The organism is Streptomyces acidicola (assembly GCF_009377235.1).
Classification (GTDB): domain Bacteria; phylum Actinomycetota; class Actinomycetes; order Streptomycetales; family Streptomycetaceae; genus Streptomyces; species Streptomyces acidicola.
Genome location: NZ_VMNX01000253.1, coordinates 1 through 13,622 on the forward strand (window position 1 = coordinate 1; position 13,622 = coordinate 13,622).

Here is a 13,622-nt window from a genome sequence, read left to right on the forward strand (position 1 = left end):
GCCTGGGGGCGGAGCCCCCGGGATGGGACGGGTAGGGGCGGCGGGGGAGAAAGACGTCGGGTTACGGCGTCCGCGCGATCAGGTAGCGGAACACGTTCGGCATCCACACCGTGCCGTCACCGCGCTGGTACGGGTGAAGGGCCTCCGTCACCTCCTTCTCGACCTGGGCCTGGTCCGTGGCCGTGACGGCCGCGTCGAACAGCCCCGTGGACAGCAGGCCCCGTACCGCGTTGTCGATGTCGGCGTACCCGAAGGGGCACGCCACCCGCCCGGACCCGTCGGGCCGCAGACCGGCCCGCTGGGCGACCTCCTCCAGGTCGTCCCGGAGAGCGGGCCGCCAACTCCCCGGCGTACGCAAGGGATCCGCCAGCTTGGTGGCCACGCGGAGCACGGACGACGTGGTGCACCGTTCCGGTGGGCCCCAGCCCGCCAGCACCACGGGCGTGCCACGACGCACGAGCGGCCTCGCCGCGGTGAGCGACTCGGCGAGCCCCTCGGAGTCCCCGGCCACGCAGCCGATCGGTTCGAAGGCGGTCACGAGGTTGTACGCGGGCTCCCCACAGGCACCGACCGCACCGGCCACGTCCTCAAGGGTCCCGTCGGGCCCGTCGATGATGCGCGTCTCCGCACGCGCGTGCGTGCCCCATGCCTCCGGCACCAGCCTTTCCCGCGCCAGCCGCACCCGTTCGGGTGACGCCGCGTCGATGCCGGTGACGGCGGCCCCCCGGGAGGCCGCCATCAACAGAGCGAGCCCGGAACCGCAGCCGAGGCCCAGCACCCGCGTACCCGAACCCACTTCGAGTCGCTCATAGACGGCCTCGTAGAGAGGTACCAGCATCCTTTCCTGGATCTCGGCCCAGTCACGCGCGCGTGTGGCCTGGTCCATGCGGGGCGCTGCCCCTGCGAGAGGTAGGTGCTGCCGCATGAGCGTGGGTGTCATATCGAAAGCGCCCCAATCCGCCGAGAGTTGCCGAGTCGTCCGGTGCCCGTTTTCCTGGGCCCCGTGCAGTGCGGTCGTACTCCCCCCGCTTTGTCCCCCCGTATGCCAGGAAACTCCGCACCCGACGCCCCGTCCAGTGGTCACGTGCACCCGCTTGCGTGATGACTGTGCTCCAGGAAAAGAATTCACATCCCCGCAACGTGGCGCCGTACCATCGCGCCATGGCCAAGGCACCCGTTCTCACACCCCGGGCGGACGACTTCCCGCGCTGGTACCAGGACCTGATCAACAAGGCCGAACTGGCCGACAACGGGCCGGTGCGCGGCACCATGGTCATCCGACCGTACGGGTACGGGCTGTGGGAGCGGATGCAGGCCGAGATGGACGGGCGCATCAAGGAGACGGGCACCCAGAACGCGTACTTCCCGCTGCTGATCCCGCAGTCGTACCTCACGCGTGAGGCCGACCACGTCGAGGGCTTCGCGCCCGAACTCGCGGTGGTCACGCATGGCGGCGGCAAGGAGCTGGAGGAGCCGGCGGTGGTCCGCCCGACCTCCGAGATGATCGTCAACGACTACTTCTCGAAGTGGGTGCAGAGCTACCGCGACCTGCCCCTGCTGATCAACCAGTGGGCGAACGTGGTCCGTTGGGAGCTCAGGCCCCGCCTGTTCCTGCGCACGACCGAGTTCCTGTGGCAGGAGGGCCACACCGCGCACGCCACCTACGAGGACGCGCGCGACTTCGCCTCGCACATCCACCGCAAGGTCTACGAGGACTTCATGGTGAACGTCCTCGCGATGGACGTCGTGGCCGGCCGCAAGACCGTCAAGGAGCGGTTCGCGGGCGCCATCAACACCCTCACCCTCGAAGGCATGATGGGTGACGGCAAGGCCCTGCAGATGGCCACCAGCCACGAGCTCGGCCAGAACTTCGCCAAGGCCTTCAACACCCGGTACCTGTCGCGGGAGGGCAGACAGGAGCTGGTGTGGCAGACCTCCTGGGGCTCGACGACCCGCATGATCGGCGCCCTGGTGATGATGCACGGCGACGACAGCGGCCTGCGCGTCCCGCCCCGCCTCGCCCAGATCCAGGCTGTCGTCCTCGCGGTCAAGGAGGACGACGCGGTTCTGGCCAAGGTCCACGAGATCGGTGACCGCCTGAGGGCGGCGGGCGTACGCGTCCACGTCGACGACCGCACCGACACTCCGTTCGGCCGCCGTGCGGTCGACTGGGAGCTCAAGGGCATCCCCGTGCGGATCGAGCTCGGGCCCCGTGACCTGGAGAAGGGGACGGCGATGCTGGCCCGCCGTATCCCGGGAGGCAAGGAGCCCGTCGCGATCGACTCGCTCGCCGGCACGCTCCCCGCGGTCCTCGAAGCGGACCAGGCGCTCCTGCTGAGGCAGTCGCGCGAGCTCCGCGAGTCCCGCACAAGCGATGTGTCGACGATCGAGGAAGCCGTCGAGGCGACGGCCGCCGGCGGCTGGGCGCGCATCCCGTGGGCCGTGCTCGGTGAGGAAGGCGAGGTCAAACTGGCCGAGCAGGCGGTGACCGTACGGTGTCTGGTCGCCGAGGACGGGTCGGTGCCCGACTCCGACGACGCGCCGGGTAACGTCGCCGTCGTGGCGCGCGCCTACTAGTGCGGCCCGCCCCTCCGCGAGAGAGGCCGAACGGCATCTTGCGCATTTGACAACTCCGGGTGTCCCCGGCGTGCGGAATCGTCCACGCGCCGGACGGGAGGGATGGCCCGAAGGGCATCGATTGAGGGCGGCGTAAGGAGACGGGCGGACGTACGTGTGTCTACGTACCGTCTTGGTATGAGCTGTGAGGCTTCTCCGCAGATCAGCGCACCCGCCCTCGTCAGGTCGCATCAGCGGCAACTGACGGGTACGTGCAAATTATTTGAGATGCCCCGGAATAGGAACACAGCGGGACCCAGGCTCGTTGTCATTACGTGAGCACGACACAGACACCACCTGTTCTCGCCGCAGAGCTGGCACAGGCGTGGGCCGATATTCAGCGGTACCACCCCGAGCTGCCGGATCTTGCCGCTCCCGAGTCCCTGATCGGGGAGTCGTCGTCCGCATGCGGGCACGAGCTCTCCTTCGAGCGACTGCTCCATGAGGCAGTCCACGGCATCGCCGCCGCCCGAGGAGTCCGCGACACCTCGCGCGCCGGCCGCTACCACAACCGCAGATTCCTCGCCATCGCCGAGGAGCTGGGCCTGGACCACCCCGAGGAGCCGCACCCCAGCAGCGGCTTCTCGCTGGTCACGCTCAACCCCGAGGCGAAGCGGCGCTACCGCCCGACCATCGAGCGGCTCCAGCGCGCGCTGAAGGCCCACTCCGCCGCGACCGCCGCCGACACGGCCCGCTCCTTCCGCGGCCCGGCCGCCCGGCACGGCTCGTCCGGCGGCGGCGTCCGGGTGAAGGCGGTGTGCGACTGCGGACGCAACGTCCGGGTCGTACCGTCGGTCCTGGCCCAGGCGCCGATCGTGTGCGGCGGATGCGGAAAGCCGTTCCGCATCCCCGAAGTGGTCGGCGCGGCGGCCAGCTGAGACGACGGCTGCTCGTGGCAGCCGTACCTCAGCAGTCGCAGCGGGGCACGAGTGGGCGCGGCGGCACCCAGCCCGGGCGGTGAGCGGACCAGCTTCGCCGAGCCGGCGCCGGGTGCCGCTCAGTCATGCCCAGGAGCCCCTCGTGGCCGGAGCGATCTCCGGCGTGTGGCACAATGGCTAGCTGTACTCGACAGCCGCACAGGACCCCTCTCTCCTCCGGCTGACGCGTCCATCGGGCCACTCGGGTACCGCAACCCCACGCGGCATCTCGTTGTGCCCCACCACGTCAAAACCAGGAGAACCCACTCCCGTGGCAGTCAAGATCAAGCTGAAGCGTCTGGGCAAGATCCGTTCGCCTCACTACCGCATCGTCGTCGCCGACTCCCGCACCCGCCGTGACGGCCGGGCCATCGAGGAGATCGGCAAGTACCACCCGACGTACCACCCGTCGGTGATCGAGGTCGACGCCGAGCGTGTCGCGTACTGGCTGGGTGTCGGCGCGCAGCCGACCGAGCCCGTGCTCGCGATCCTCAAGAAGACCGGCGACTGGCAGAAGTTCAAGGGCGAGCCCGCCCCGGCGCCGCTGCTCGTCGCCGAGGCCAAGTCCGGGCGTCCGTCGTTCGAGGCTCTCGGCGGTGACGACGAGGGCAAGGGTGAGGCCATCACCCAGAAGAAGAAGGCCGAGAAGAAGGACGAGGCCGCGGCTGAGTCCGAGTCGACCGAGGCCTGAGCAGCATGCTCGAAGAGGCGCTTGAGCACCTCGTGAAGGGCATCGTCGACAACCCTGACGATGTGCAGGTCGCCTCGCGCAACCTGCGTCGCGGGCGCGTCCTCGAGGTCCGGGTCCACCCCGATGACCTCGGCAAGGTGATCGGCCGCAACGGCCGCACCGCGCGCGCCCTGCGCACCGTCGTCGGCGCCATCGGCGGCCGTGGTGTCCGCGTCGACCTCGTCGACGTGGACCAAGTCCGCTGACGCGAACGCAGCACCGGCTCGGGCCGGGGAAGGCCACTGGGCCGTCCCCGGCCCGCAGTCGTATGACAGGAGATCTACACAAGTGCAGCTGGTAGTCGCACGGATCGGCCGCGCCCACGGCATCAAGGGCGAGGTCACCGTCGAGGTACGCACCGACGAGCCGGAGCTGAGGCTCGCACCCGGCGCCGTACTCCACACGGATCCCGCCTCGGCGGGCCCGCTCACCATCGAGACCGGCAGGGTGCACAGCGGCCGGCTGCTCCTGCGCTTCGAGGGCGTACGCGACCGCACCGCCGCCGAGGCCCTGCGCAACATCGTTCTGATCGCCGAGGTGGACCCGGAGGAGCTCCCCGAGGAGGAGGACGAGTACTACGACCACCAGCTGATCGACCTGGACGTGGTCACCAAGGACGACGAGGAGGTCGGCCGGATCACCGAGATCTCGCACCTGCCCTCGCAGGACCTCTTCATCGTCGAGCGGCCCGACGGGAGCGAGGTGATGATCCCCTTCGTCGAGGAGATCGTCACCGAGATCGATCTGAAGGAGCAGAGGGCGGTCATCGACCCTCCGCCCGGCCTGATCGACGACCGCGCCGAGACGGCCTCGCCGAAGGACGAGCACGCATGAGACTCGACGTCGTCACGATCTTCCCCGAGTACCTCGAACCCCTGAACGTGTCGCTCGTGGGCAAGGCACGCGCGCGTGGACAGCTGAATGTGCACGTGCATGATCTGCGTACCTGGACGTACGACCGCCACAACACGGTCGATGACACGCCGTACGGTGGCGGCCCCGGCATGGTCATGAAGACCGAGCCCTGGGGCGACGCGCTGGACTCCGTGCTGGCCGACGGCTACGAGACGGGCTCCCACGGCCCCGCGCTCATCGTCCCCACCCCCAGCGGCCGCCCCTTCACCCAGGCACTCGCCGTCGAACTCTCCGAGCGTCCCTGGCTGGTCTTCACACCCGCCCGTTACGAGGGCATCGACCGCCGCGTCATCGACGAGTACGCGACCCGTATGCCCGTCTACGAGGTGTCCATCGGCGACTACGTCCTCGCCGGCGGCGAGGCGGCCGTCCTCGTCGTCACGGAGGCCGTGGCACGACTGCTGCCGGGCGTCCTCGGGAACGCCGAGTCGCACCGGGACGACTCCTTCGCGCCCGGAGCCATGGCCAGTCTCCTGGAGGGCCCGGTGTACACGAAGCCGCCCGAGTGGCGCGGCCGTGGCATCCCCGACGTGCTGCTCAGCGGCCATCACGGCAAGATCGCCCGCTGGCGCCGCGACGAGGCGCTCAGGCGTACGACGGTCAACCGGCCCGACCTCATCGAGCGCTGCGACCCCAAGGCGTTCGACAAGAAGGACCGCGAGATGCTCTCCATCCTCGGCTGGTCGCCGGACCGCGAGGGTGAGCCGGACGGCCGATTTTGGCGCAGGACAGAGGGCGTGGAAGAATAGGCCGCTGTTGTGCGTCGTCCGGCGCGCGCCCCTGCCACAGGGGGACACGACGCCCGCCCCGACCCGGACAGCAATCCTCCCGAACAACCTAGCTCCCGCCGATGACCTGTGGCATGGGCGAAGAAAGCAGACGAAATGTCTCACGTGCTCGACACCGTCGACGCCGCGTCGCTGCGCAGCGACATCCCGGCCTTCCGCCCGGGTGACACCGTCAACGTCCACGTCCGCGTCATCGAGGGCAACCGCTCTCGTGTGCAGCAGTTCAAGGGCGTTGTCATCCGCCGCCAGGGCGCCGGTGTCCGCGAGACCTTCACGGTCCGCAAGGTCTCGTTCTCCGTCGGCGTCGAGCGCACCTTCCCGGTGCACACCCCGATCGTCGAGAAGATCGAGCTCGTCACCCGCGGTGACGTCCGTCGCGCCAAGCTGTACTACCTGCGCGACCTGCGCGGCAAGGCGGCGAAGATCAAGGAGAAGCGCGAGAACTGAGTGCGCTCAGGTGTCACGGAGCGGGGCCGGATAGCATCTGGCCCCGATGGACACCGAAGCACATCACGTGGAGCGCGACCGCTCCTCCCGCCCTTCTGGGAACGAGATCCCATCGGACAACTCCGGCCGGACGCCGGACGGTTCCGAAGAGATCTCGGACACAGCGGAGCCGGAGGGACGGTCGCGTTTCTCGTTCGGAATCCGTGTCGCCGACTGGCTCCCCGGCGGGCGGATCACCCTGACCGCACTGGTTTGCCTGCTTTTCCTGCTGCTGCTCAGCACGTTCGTGATCCAGCCGTTCCAGATTCCCAGTAGCTCCATGGCGAGCGGATTGAGGGTCGGGGACCGCGTTCTCGTAAATAAGTTGGCGTACCGTTTCGGTTCCGAGCCGCAGCGGGGTGACGTCGTGGTGTTCGACGGCACCGACTACTTCGGGAACGCCGACTACGTCAAGCGCGTTGTCGGCGTTGGGGGAGACCATGTGGTCTGCTGCGACAGGGAGGGGAGGCTTGAGGTGAACGGCCGGTCGGTCGACGAGTCGGCGTTTCTGTACCCGGGGGACAGCCCGTCGGACGTGCCCTTCGACGTGGTCGTGCCCGACGGCACCCTGTTCGTCCTCGGTGACCACCGCAGTGACTCCAGTGACTCCCGCGACCATCTCGGGTCGCCGGGTGGCGGCATGATCCCGGTCGGGAGAGTGATCGGCAGAGCCGACTGGATCACCTGGCCCGTCGGACGCATGACGGTCCTGGACCGACCCGGCGCCTACGCGCGCGTGCCCGCCGTGTCCACCCCGGACGGTGCTCATGGGTAACCGCGGTAAACCCCGCGGGGTCGTCAGCAGCCCCGCCGAAAACCTGCTGCCCACCGGCGCCCGGCGGTCCGGCGGAGCGGCGCGGCCGAGCCGAGTCGAACGGCGCAAACTCGCCCGTAAGATCAAGCGCCGCAGGCGCCGCTCGGCCCTCAAGGAGATCCCGCTCCTCATAGGTGTCGCCGTGGTCATAGCCCTGGTACTGAAGACCTTCCTGGTCCAGGCGTTCGTGATCCCGTCGGGCTCGATGGAGAACACGATCCAGATCGGCGACCGCGTCCTGGTCGACAAGCTCACCCCGTGGTTCGGCTCCGAGCCGCAGCGCGGGGACGTCGTGGTGTTCAAGGACCCCGGCGGCTGGCTGGAGGACGAGCAGACGACGGTGAAGCAGGACGACCCCGTCGTGATCAAGCAGATCAAGGAGGGCCTGCAGTTCATCGGACTGCTGCCCTCCGACAACGAACGGGACCTGATCAAGCGGGTCGTCGCGGTCGGCGGCGACACCGTCAAGTGCTGCGACACCCAGGGGCGCGTCACGGTCAACAGCATGCCGCTCAACGAGCCGTACATCCGTACCGGCAACGCACCGTCGTCGATCAAGTTCGAGGTGACGGTGCCTCCGGGCCGCTTCTGGGTCATGGGCGACCACCGTGCCAACTCCGCCGACTCGCGCTACCACCGCACCGAGTCGTACAACGGCACCGTCTCCGAGGACGAAGTCGTCGGCCGTGCCGTGGTCATCGCCTGGCCCATCGGCAACTGGAGCCAGTTGGAGGAACCGGACACGTACGCGTCCGTGCCGAGCGGGTCGACCACCGCTCTCGGCGCGTCGCATAGGGTGGCCTCAGCGGATCTGAATGGATTGATCCCGCTCCCGACCCCTGCGGAACTCCCGCTCGTTATGGGAGTGGTGGGCCTGCACCGGATGAGGCGTAGGCGGCGGTACGGCGTGAGGAGTGGATGTGGGGGATTTGGCGGTCGGCGCACGATCCGGACCCGGTGGCCCCGAGGAGCAGCCGGAGCGGCCCGACGAAGCGGCTTCCCCGGCCGCGGAGGACGCGGCGAGCTCCAGGAACGCCGCAGGCCCTGGTGGTACCGGAGGTTCCGCGGGCTCCGGGAGTGACTCCCCGGACGCTCAGAACCGCAGTGACGCCGAGAAGCGCAGTGACGCCGAGGGCCCCAGGGACAGCGAGAACCCCGGGGACGGCGCGGACACCGCGGGCGACGATGCGGGAGGCCAGCAGAGGAGGAAGCAGCGGTCCTTCTGGAAGGAACTGCCGCTCCTCGTCGTCATCGCGCTGGTCCTCGCGCTGCTGATCAAGACTTTCCTGGTGCAGGCGTTCTCGATCCCCTCGGACTCGATGCAGAACACCCTGCAGCAGGGCGACCGGGTCCTGGTCGACAAGCTCACCCCGTGGTTCGGCTCCGAGCCCGAGCGGGGCGAGGTCGTCGTCTTCCACGACCCGGACAACTGGCTCGCGGGCGAGCCCACGCCCGAGCCCAACCCCGTGCAGCGGGTGCTCAGCTGGGTCGGCCTGATGCCCTCCTCAGAGGAGAAGGACCTCATCAAGCGGGTCGTCGGCGTCGGGGGCGACACCATCGAGTGCAAGAACACCGGCCCCCTGAGGGTCAACGGCAAGGCGCTGTACGAGCCGTACGTCTACCCGGGCAACACCCCGTGCAGCATGGACGACCAGGGCGGCCAGTTCAAGGTGAAGGTACCCGAGGGCAAAATCTGGGTCATGGGTGACCACCGGCAGAACTCGCTGGACTCCCGCTACCACCAGAACGACAAGAACGAGGGCTTCGTCCCCGTGGGCAGTGTCGTGGGCCGCGCCATCGTCATCGCCTGGCCGCCCACTCGCTGGGACACGCTGCCGATTCCCGACACCTTCGACCAGAACCTGAGCGCCGCGGCTCCCGGTGCGCTCGGTCTCGCGGGAGCGGTTCCGCTGGTGCTGTGGCGCCGACGCCGTCTCCTTACCGTCGGAAACCCCAGGGTTTCTGGCGGCGGTACCGCCGGGTAGGGTGCCGTCCCAGATCGCCGATCTCCCGCGGCCGCGCACGGTCCTCGGGGGGTTGGCTCTCCGACCTGGGGGAGCACTGGGATGAGCGGGACGACAGGCCGTACGGACGAGGGCCGCGGACGGCTCGGCAGCACGCTGTCGGGACTGGCCGTGGCCCTTGGCTGTGTGCTCTTCCTCGGCGGATTCGCCTGGGGCGCCTTCGTCTACCAGCCGTACACCGTCCCCACCGACTCGATGGCGCCCACCATCACGGCGGGAGACAGGGTCCTCGCCGAGCGGATCGACGGCGCCGCGATCAAACGCGGTGACGTCGTCGTCTTCAGTCAGAAGAGCTGGGGCGACATGCCCATGGTCAAGCGGGTCGTCGCGGTCGGCGGCGACAAGGTCGCCTGCTGCACGGACGGCAAGCTGACCGTCAACGGCAAGAAGGTCGACGAGGCGTACCTCCCCGAGGGCCAGGACGCGGAGGCGATGGGCATCCCGGAGATCACGGTGCCCGAGGGACGGCTCTTCCTCCTCGGCGACGAGCGCAGCGGCTCCCTGGACTCCACGGCCCACCTCACGGAGGCCGGCAGCGGCACGGTGCCGCGCAACTCCGTGGACGCGCGCGTCGACGCGGTCGTCTGGCCCATGGACGGCATGCTGGCCCGCCCCACGGGCTTCGAGACGCTCGGCTCGCTCTCGTCGCCGGGTCCGCTGCGGCTGATCACCGCCGCGATCATCGTCGGCGCGGTGCTCGTGCTGGGCGGCGCGGCATACGGGCCGATCGCCCAGCGCATGGCCACGCGTCGGCGCACGACGACGGAGCCGGCCCGTGCCCGCTGAGGCGACGTACGAGGGTGGCCTGCGCAAGGTGGCCAGGGTCGTGCTGCTGGACCCGCAGGAGCGCGTCCTGCTGCTGCACGGGTATGAGCCGGACGATCCCGCGGACGACTGGTGGTTCACGCCAGGCGGCGGCCTGGAGGGCGCGGAGACGCGCGAGGAGGCCGCGCTGCGGGAACTCGCGGAGGAGACCGGCATCACCGAGGTGGAACTCGGCCCGGTGCTGTGGCAGCGCAGATGTTCCTTCCCGTTCGCGGGCCGTCGCTGGGACCAGGACGAGTGGTACTACCTGGCCCGTACGCGTCAGACCACGACCGTGGCCGCAGGCTTCACCGACCTGGAACGCCGCAGCGTCGCCGGAGCACGCTGGTGGACCTGTCAGGAACTGACCGAAGCGCATGAGACGGTGTATCCGACCAGGTTCGCCGAGCTCCTGCGCAGGCTGCTCGACGAAGGTCCCCCGGCCAGGCCCGAGGTCCTCGACACGGAAATCGTCTAGTGGCTCACGGGGCTGGCGCACAATGGGGGGACGCACGGCTGAAGGGGAACATGCCATGAGCGCCGAGGACCTCGAAAAGTACGAGACCGAGATGGAGCTGAAGCTCTACCGGGAGTACCGCGATGTCGTCGGTCTGTTCAAATACGTGATCGAGACCGAGCGACGTTTCTACCTGACCAACGACTACGAGATGCAGGTGCACTCGGTCCAGGGTGAGGTGTTCTTCGAGGTGTCGATGGCGGACGCCTGGGTGTGGGACATGTACCGCCCGGCCCGCTTCGTGAAGCAGGTGCGCGTTCTGACGTTCAAGGACGTGAACATTGAGGAGCTGAACAAGAGCGATCTGGAGCTTCCGGGCGGGTGAGTGATCCGGGGCTCCCGGGTGGGTGAGGATCCGGCTCCCGGCCCGGTGATGGTGTGCGCCCCTCGTGTGGGTGACGGAGTTGTCCACAGTCGCTGAGTTGTCCACCAAGATCCACTGTGTGGAGGCGGATGCGTGACCGTTGGCGCCGGAGGTGGTGCCGACATGAACACACGCAACGCACGCAGTGCGATCGGCAAGTACGGGGAAGAGCTGGCCGCCCGGCGGCTGACCGAGGCCGGGATGACCGTCCTGGAGCGCAACTGGCGCTGTGGCAGGACCGGCGAGATCGACATCGTGGCCAGGGACGGCGACGTCCTCGTCGTCTGTGAGGTGAAGACCCGCAGCAGCGCCAGTTTCGAACATCCGATGGCCGCCGTCACCCCGACCAAGGCGGGACGCCTGCGTGAGCTCGCCGAACACTGGCTCCACGCGCACGGAGGGGCCCCGCCGGGCGGCGTGCGCATCGATCTGGTGGGCGTGGTCCTGCCCGAGCGCGGCGCCGCCGTCGTCGAGCACGTGCGAGGGGTGGCCTGATGGGATTCGCCCGTACGTGTGCGGTGGCACTGGTCGGCGTCGAGGGCGTCGTCGTCGAGGTCCAGGCCGATCTCGAACCGGGCGTCGCGGCGTTCACGCTGGTGGGACTGCCCGACAAGAGCCTGACGGAGAGCCGGGACCGGGTCAGGGCGGCCGTGGTCAACTCCGGCGCCGAGTGGCCCCAGAAGAAGCTCACTGTGGGGTTGAGCCCCGCGTCGGTGCCGAAGGCGGGCAGCGGATTCGATCTCGCCGTGGCCAGCGCCGTCCTGGGCGCCTCCGAGCGGATCGACCCGCGGGTGCTCGCCGACATCGTGATGATCGGCGAGCTGGGGCTCGACGGCCGGGTCCGGCCGGTGCGGGGCATCCTCCCCGCGGTGCTGGCCGCCGCCGACGCGGGCTACGAGCAGGTGGTGGTCCCGGAATGCTCGGCGGCGGAGGCGGCGCTGGTGCCGGGCGTGTCCGTGCTGGGCGTGCGCAGCCTGCGCCAGCTGATCGCGGTGCTCACCGACGAACCCGTACCCGACGAGGAACCGGACGAGACCCGCCCGGACCCGCTGATGGCCGGCCTGCGTGTGCCGGGGGTGGGCGCGGCCACAGGCATGCACAGCGTGGGTGCCGCACACCACGACCACGGGCACGACCTCGCCGACGTCGTCGGCCAGCTCTCGGCGCGGACCGCGGTCGAGGTCGCCGCGGCCGGCGGGCACCATCTCTTCCTGGAGGGCCCGCCAGGTGCCGGCAAGACGATGCTCGCCGAGCGGCTGCCCGCCCTCCTGCCGTCGCTGAGCAGGCAGGAGTCGCTGGAGGTCACGGCCGTCCACTCGGTGGCCGGCCTACTGCCCGCGGGCAAGCCCCTCGTCGACGTCCCGCCCTACTGCGCCCCACACCACTCGGCCACCATGCAGGCACTCGTCGGCGGCGGCCAGGGTGTCGCCCGGCCGGGTGCGGTGTCGCTGGCTCATCGAGGGGTGCTCTTCCTGGACGAGACACCCGAGTTCAGCGGCCAGGCCCTCGACGCGTTGCGGCAGCCGCTGGAGGCTGGGCATGTCGTGATCGCTCGCAGTGCGGGCGTGGTGCGGTTCCCGGCGAAGTTCCTGATGGTGCTCGCGGCCAACCCGTGTCCGTGCGGCCGCTTCTCGCAGAAGGACGACCTGTGCGAGTGCCCGCCCCTTTCGATCCGCCGCTACCAGGCCCGCCTCTCCGGCCCGCTCCTCGACCGGGTCGACCTCAGGGTGGAGGTCGACCGTGTGACCCGCTCCGAGCTGACGGAGCGCGGCGCGCGGGGCGAGTCCACGGCGGCGGTCGCCGACCGGGTGCGCGCGGCCAGGGAGCGGGCGGCCACGCGCCTGGCCGGTACTCCGTGGCGGACGAACAGCGAGGTTCCCGGGCGGGAGCTGCGCAGCCGGTGGTATGCCACGCCGGGAGCCATGGACGAAGCCGAGCGCGGCCTGGAGAGGGGTGCGCTGACCGCTCGCGGCCTCGACCGCGTACTGCGGGTCGCCTGGACCGTCGCAGACCTCGTGGGGCACGACCGGCCGGACGCCGTGGACGTCGGCCTCGCCCTGCAGTTGCGGACCGGTGTGCCCCGCGGAGTGCCCATGGCGATCGGAGCACGGTCATGAGCGGCGCCCGGCGGCAGAGTGAGGAGCAGCCGTGAGCGCGGGCGGCCTCTCCGAGGCCGAGCGTCTCGACCGGGTCTTTCTTTCCCGGGTCACCGAGCCGGGGGACGAGCTCGGCGGGCGGTGGCTCCGCGAGCTCGGCGTCCGGGAGACGGTGCGGCGGCTCACCGGGGGAGGACGACCGCTGCCGGGGGCGTCGGAGAAGCGATGGGCAGGGCTGCGTGCCCGCGCCGAGCGTGCGGATCCGCAGCGGGACCTCGCCCAGGCACAGGGCGCCGGAGCTCGGTTCGTCTGCCCGGGGGACGTCGAGTGGCCCGGGCAGCTGGACGACCTGGGGGACACACGGCCCGTCGGGCTGTGGGTGCGGGGGCAGGTGGGTCTGCGGATGTGGGCGTTGCGGTCGGTCGCCGTGGTGGGAGCCCGGGCCTGTACGGAGTACGGGGCCCACATGGCGGCCGAGCTGGGGGCAGGGCTCGCCGAGCGGGGGTGGGTCGTCGTGTCCGGTGGGGCGTACGGCGTCGACGGGGCGGCCC

The 13,622-nt window shown here is 70.0% G+C and carries 16 protein-coding genes and 1 pseudogene; 16 read left to right on the forward strand and 1 reads right to left on the reverse strand.

The genetic code is table 11. The annotated features are described in order from the left end of the window. Positions 1-61 precede the first annotated feature (61 nt). Positions 62-886 (reverse strand): SAM-dependent methyltransferase, encoded by an 825-nt coding sequence (locus tag FPZ41_RS38870; protein ID WP_152868572.1) that lies wholly within the window; start codon positions 884-886, stop codon positions 62-64. Positions 887-1,161: 275 nt separating this feature from the next. Between FPZ41_RS38870 and proS the strand changes: the two genes are divergently transcribed. The 16 genes and pseudogenes from proS to FPZ41_RS38950 form a co-directional block, all read left to right on the forward strand. Further along, positions 1,162-2,577, forward strand: coding sequence for a proline--tRNA ligase (gene proS, locus FPZ41_RS38875; protein ID WP_152868574.1), 1,416 nt, complete (start codon positions 1,162-1,164; stop codon positions 2,575-2,577). 314 nt (positions 2,578-2,891) lie between these two features. Next, positions 2,892-3,494 (forward strand): hypothetical protein, encoded by a 603-nt coding sequence (locus FPZ41_RS38880; RefSeq protein ID WP_131559784.1) that lies wholly within the window; start codon positions 2,892-2,894, stop codon positions 3,492-3,494. A 310-nt stretch (positions 3,495-3,804) separates the two neighbouring features. Further along, positions 3,805-4,224, forward strand: a complete 420-nt coding sequence (rpsP, locus tag FPZ41_RS38885; RefSeq protein WP_131559783.1) for a 30S ribosomal protein S16 — start codon at positions 3,805-3,807, stop codon at positions 4,222-4,224. Positions 4,225-4,229: 5 nt separating this feature from the next. Continuing rightward, positions 4,230-4,469: an RNA-binding protein gene (locus FPZ41_RS38890; protein ID WP_014176063.1), complete on the forward strand. Its 240-nt coding sequence runs from the start codon at positions 4,230-4,232 to the stop codon at positions 4,467-4,469. Positions 4,470-4,551: 82 nt separating this feature from the next. After that, positions 4,552-5,097: a ribosome maturation factor RimM gene (rimM, locus tag FPZ41_RS38895; RefSeq protein ID WP_322621286.1), complete on the forward strand. Its 546-nt coding sequence runs from the start codon at positions 4,552-4,554 to the stop codon at positions 5,095-5,097. Further along, positions 5,094-5,927: a tRNA (guanosine(37)-N1)-methyltransferase TrmD gene (trmD, locus tag FPZ41_RS38900; RefSeq protein ID WP_152868579.1), complete on the forward strand. Its 834-nt coding sequence runs from the start codon at positions 5,094-5,096 to the stop codon at positions 5,925-5,927. Before rimM ends, trmD begins: the two co-directional genes overlap by 4 nt. A gap of 135 nt (positions 5,928-6,062) precedes the next feature. Next, positions 6,063-6,413, forward strand: a complete 351-nt coding sequence (gene rplS, locus FPZ41_RS38905) for a 50S ribosomal protein L19 (protein WP_131559777.1) — start codon at positions 6,063-6,065, stop codon at positions 6,411-6,413. Positions 6,414-6,459: 46 nt separating this feature from the next. After that, complete coding sequence (gene lepB, locus FPZ41_RS38910) at positions 6,460-7,227, forward strand: signal peptidase I (RefSeq protein WP_152868581.1); 768 nt, start codon at positions 6,460-6,462, stop codon at positions 7,225-7,227. Next, a pseudogene (lepB, locus tag FPZ41_RS38915) lies at positions 7,220-8,299 on the forward strand (signal peptidase I); the annotation flags it as partial. The gene lepB (FPZ41_RS38910) and the pseudogene lepB (FPZ41_RS38915), both read left to right, overlap by 8 nt. Next, positions 8,187-9,251 (forward strand): signal peptidase I, encoded by a 1,065-nt coding sequence (gene lepB, locus FPZ41_RS38920; RefSeq protein ID WP_322621287.1) that lies wholly within the window; start codon positions 8,187-8,189, stop codon positions 9,249-9,251. The pseudogene lepB (FPZ41_RS38915) and the gene lepB (FPZ41_RS38920), both read left to right, overlap by 113 nt. 81 nt (positions 9,252-9,332) lie before the next feature. Beyond that, the gene (lepB, locus tag FPZ41_RS38925) at positions 9,333-10,076 is read left to right on the forward strand and encodes a signal peptidase I (protein ID WP_152868585.1); all 744 of its coding nucleotides are present in this window, start codon (positions 9,333-9,335) and stop codon (positions 10,074-10,076) included. Beyond that, positions 10,066-10,572: an NUDIX hydrolase gene (locus tag FPZ41_RS38930; RefSeq protein WP_322621288.1), complete on the forward strand. Its 507-nt coding sequence runs from the start codon at positions 10,066-10,068 to the stop codon at positions 10,570-10,572. The genes lepB (FPZ41_RS38925) and FPZ41_RS38930 overlap by 11 nt, the downstream gene beginning before the upstream one ends. A 55-nt stretch (positions 10,573-10,627) precedes the next feature. Beyond that, entirely contained in the window at positions 10,628-10,936 is a 309-nt protein-coding gene (locus FPZ41_RS38935) for a DUF2469 domain-containing protein (protein WP_003965949.1), read from the forward strand. A gap of 162 nt (positions 10,937-11,098) precedes the next feature. Beyond that, complete coding sequence (locus tag FPZ41_RS38940; RefSeq protein ID WP_152868587.1) at positions 11,099-11,470, forward strand: YraN family protein; 372 nt, start codon at positions 11,099-11,101, stop codon at positions 11,468-11,470. Next, the gene (locus tag FPZ41_RS38945) at positions 11,470-13,092 is read left to right on the forward strand and encodes a YifB family Mg chelatase-like AAA ATPase (RefSeq protein ID WP_152868589.1); all 1,623 of its coding nucleotides are present in this window, start codon (positions 11,470-11,472) and stop codon (positions 13,090-13,092) included. The genes FPZ41_RS38940 and FPZ41_RS38945 overlap by 1 nt, the downstream gene beginning before the upstream one ends. Positions 13,093-13,123: 31 nt before the next feature. Then, positions 13,124-13,622 (forward strand): DNA-processing protein DprA (locus tag FPZ41_RS38950; protein ID WP_322621289.1); only part of this gene is annotated, 499 nt, incomplete at its 3' end.

Coding starts and splice junctions, on each gene's coding strand:
- FPZ41_RS38870 (WP_152868572.1), bottom strand. CDS start 886: ATGGACCAGGCCACACGCGCGCGTGACTGGGCCGAGATCCAGGAAAGG.
- proS (WP_152868574.1), top strand. CDS start 1,162: ATGGCCAAGGCACCCGTTCTCACACCCCGGGCGGACGACTTCCCGCGC.
- FPZ41_RS38890 (WP_014176063.1), top strand. CDS start 4,230: ATGCTCGAAGAGGCGCTTGAGCACCTCGTGAAGGGCATCGTCGACAAC.
- trmD (WP_152868579.1), top strand. CDS start 5,094: ATGAGACTCGACGTCGTCACGATCTTCCCCGAGTACCTCGAACCCCTG.
- rplS (WP_131559777.1), top strand. CDS start 6,063: ATGTCTCACGTGCTCGACACCGTCGACGCCGCGTCGCTGCGCAGCGAC.
- lepB (WP_152868581.1), top strand. CDS start 6,460: ATGGACACCGAAGCACATCACGTGGAGCGCGACCGCTCCTCCCGCCCT.
- lepB (WP_152868585.1), top strand. CDS start 9,333: ATGAGCGGGACGACAGGCCGTACGGACGAGGGCCGCGGACGGCTCGGC.
- FPZ41_RS38935 (WP_003965949.1), top strand. CDS start 10,628: ATGAGCGCCGAGGACCTCGAAAAGTACGAGACCGAGATGGAGCTGAAG.
- FPZ41_RS38940 (WP_152868587.1), top strand. CDS start 11,099: ATGAACACACGCAACGCACGCAGTGCGATCGGCAAGTACGGGGAAGAG.
- FPZ41_RS38945 (WP_152868589.1), top strand. CDS start 11,470: ATGGGATTCGCCCGTACGTGTGCGGTGGCACTGGTCGGCGTCGAGGGC.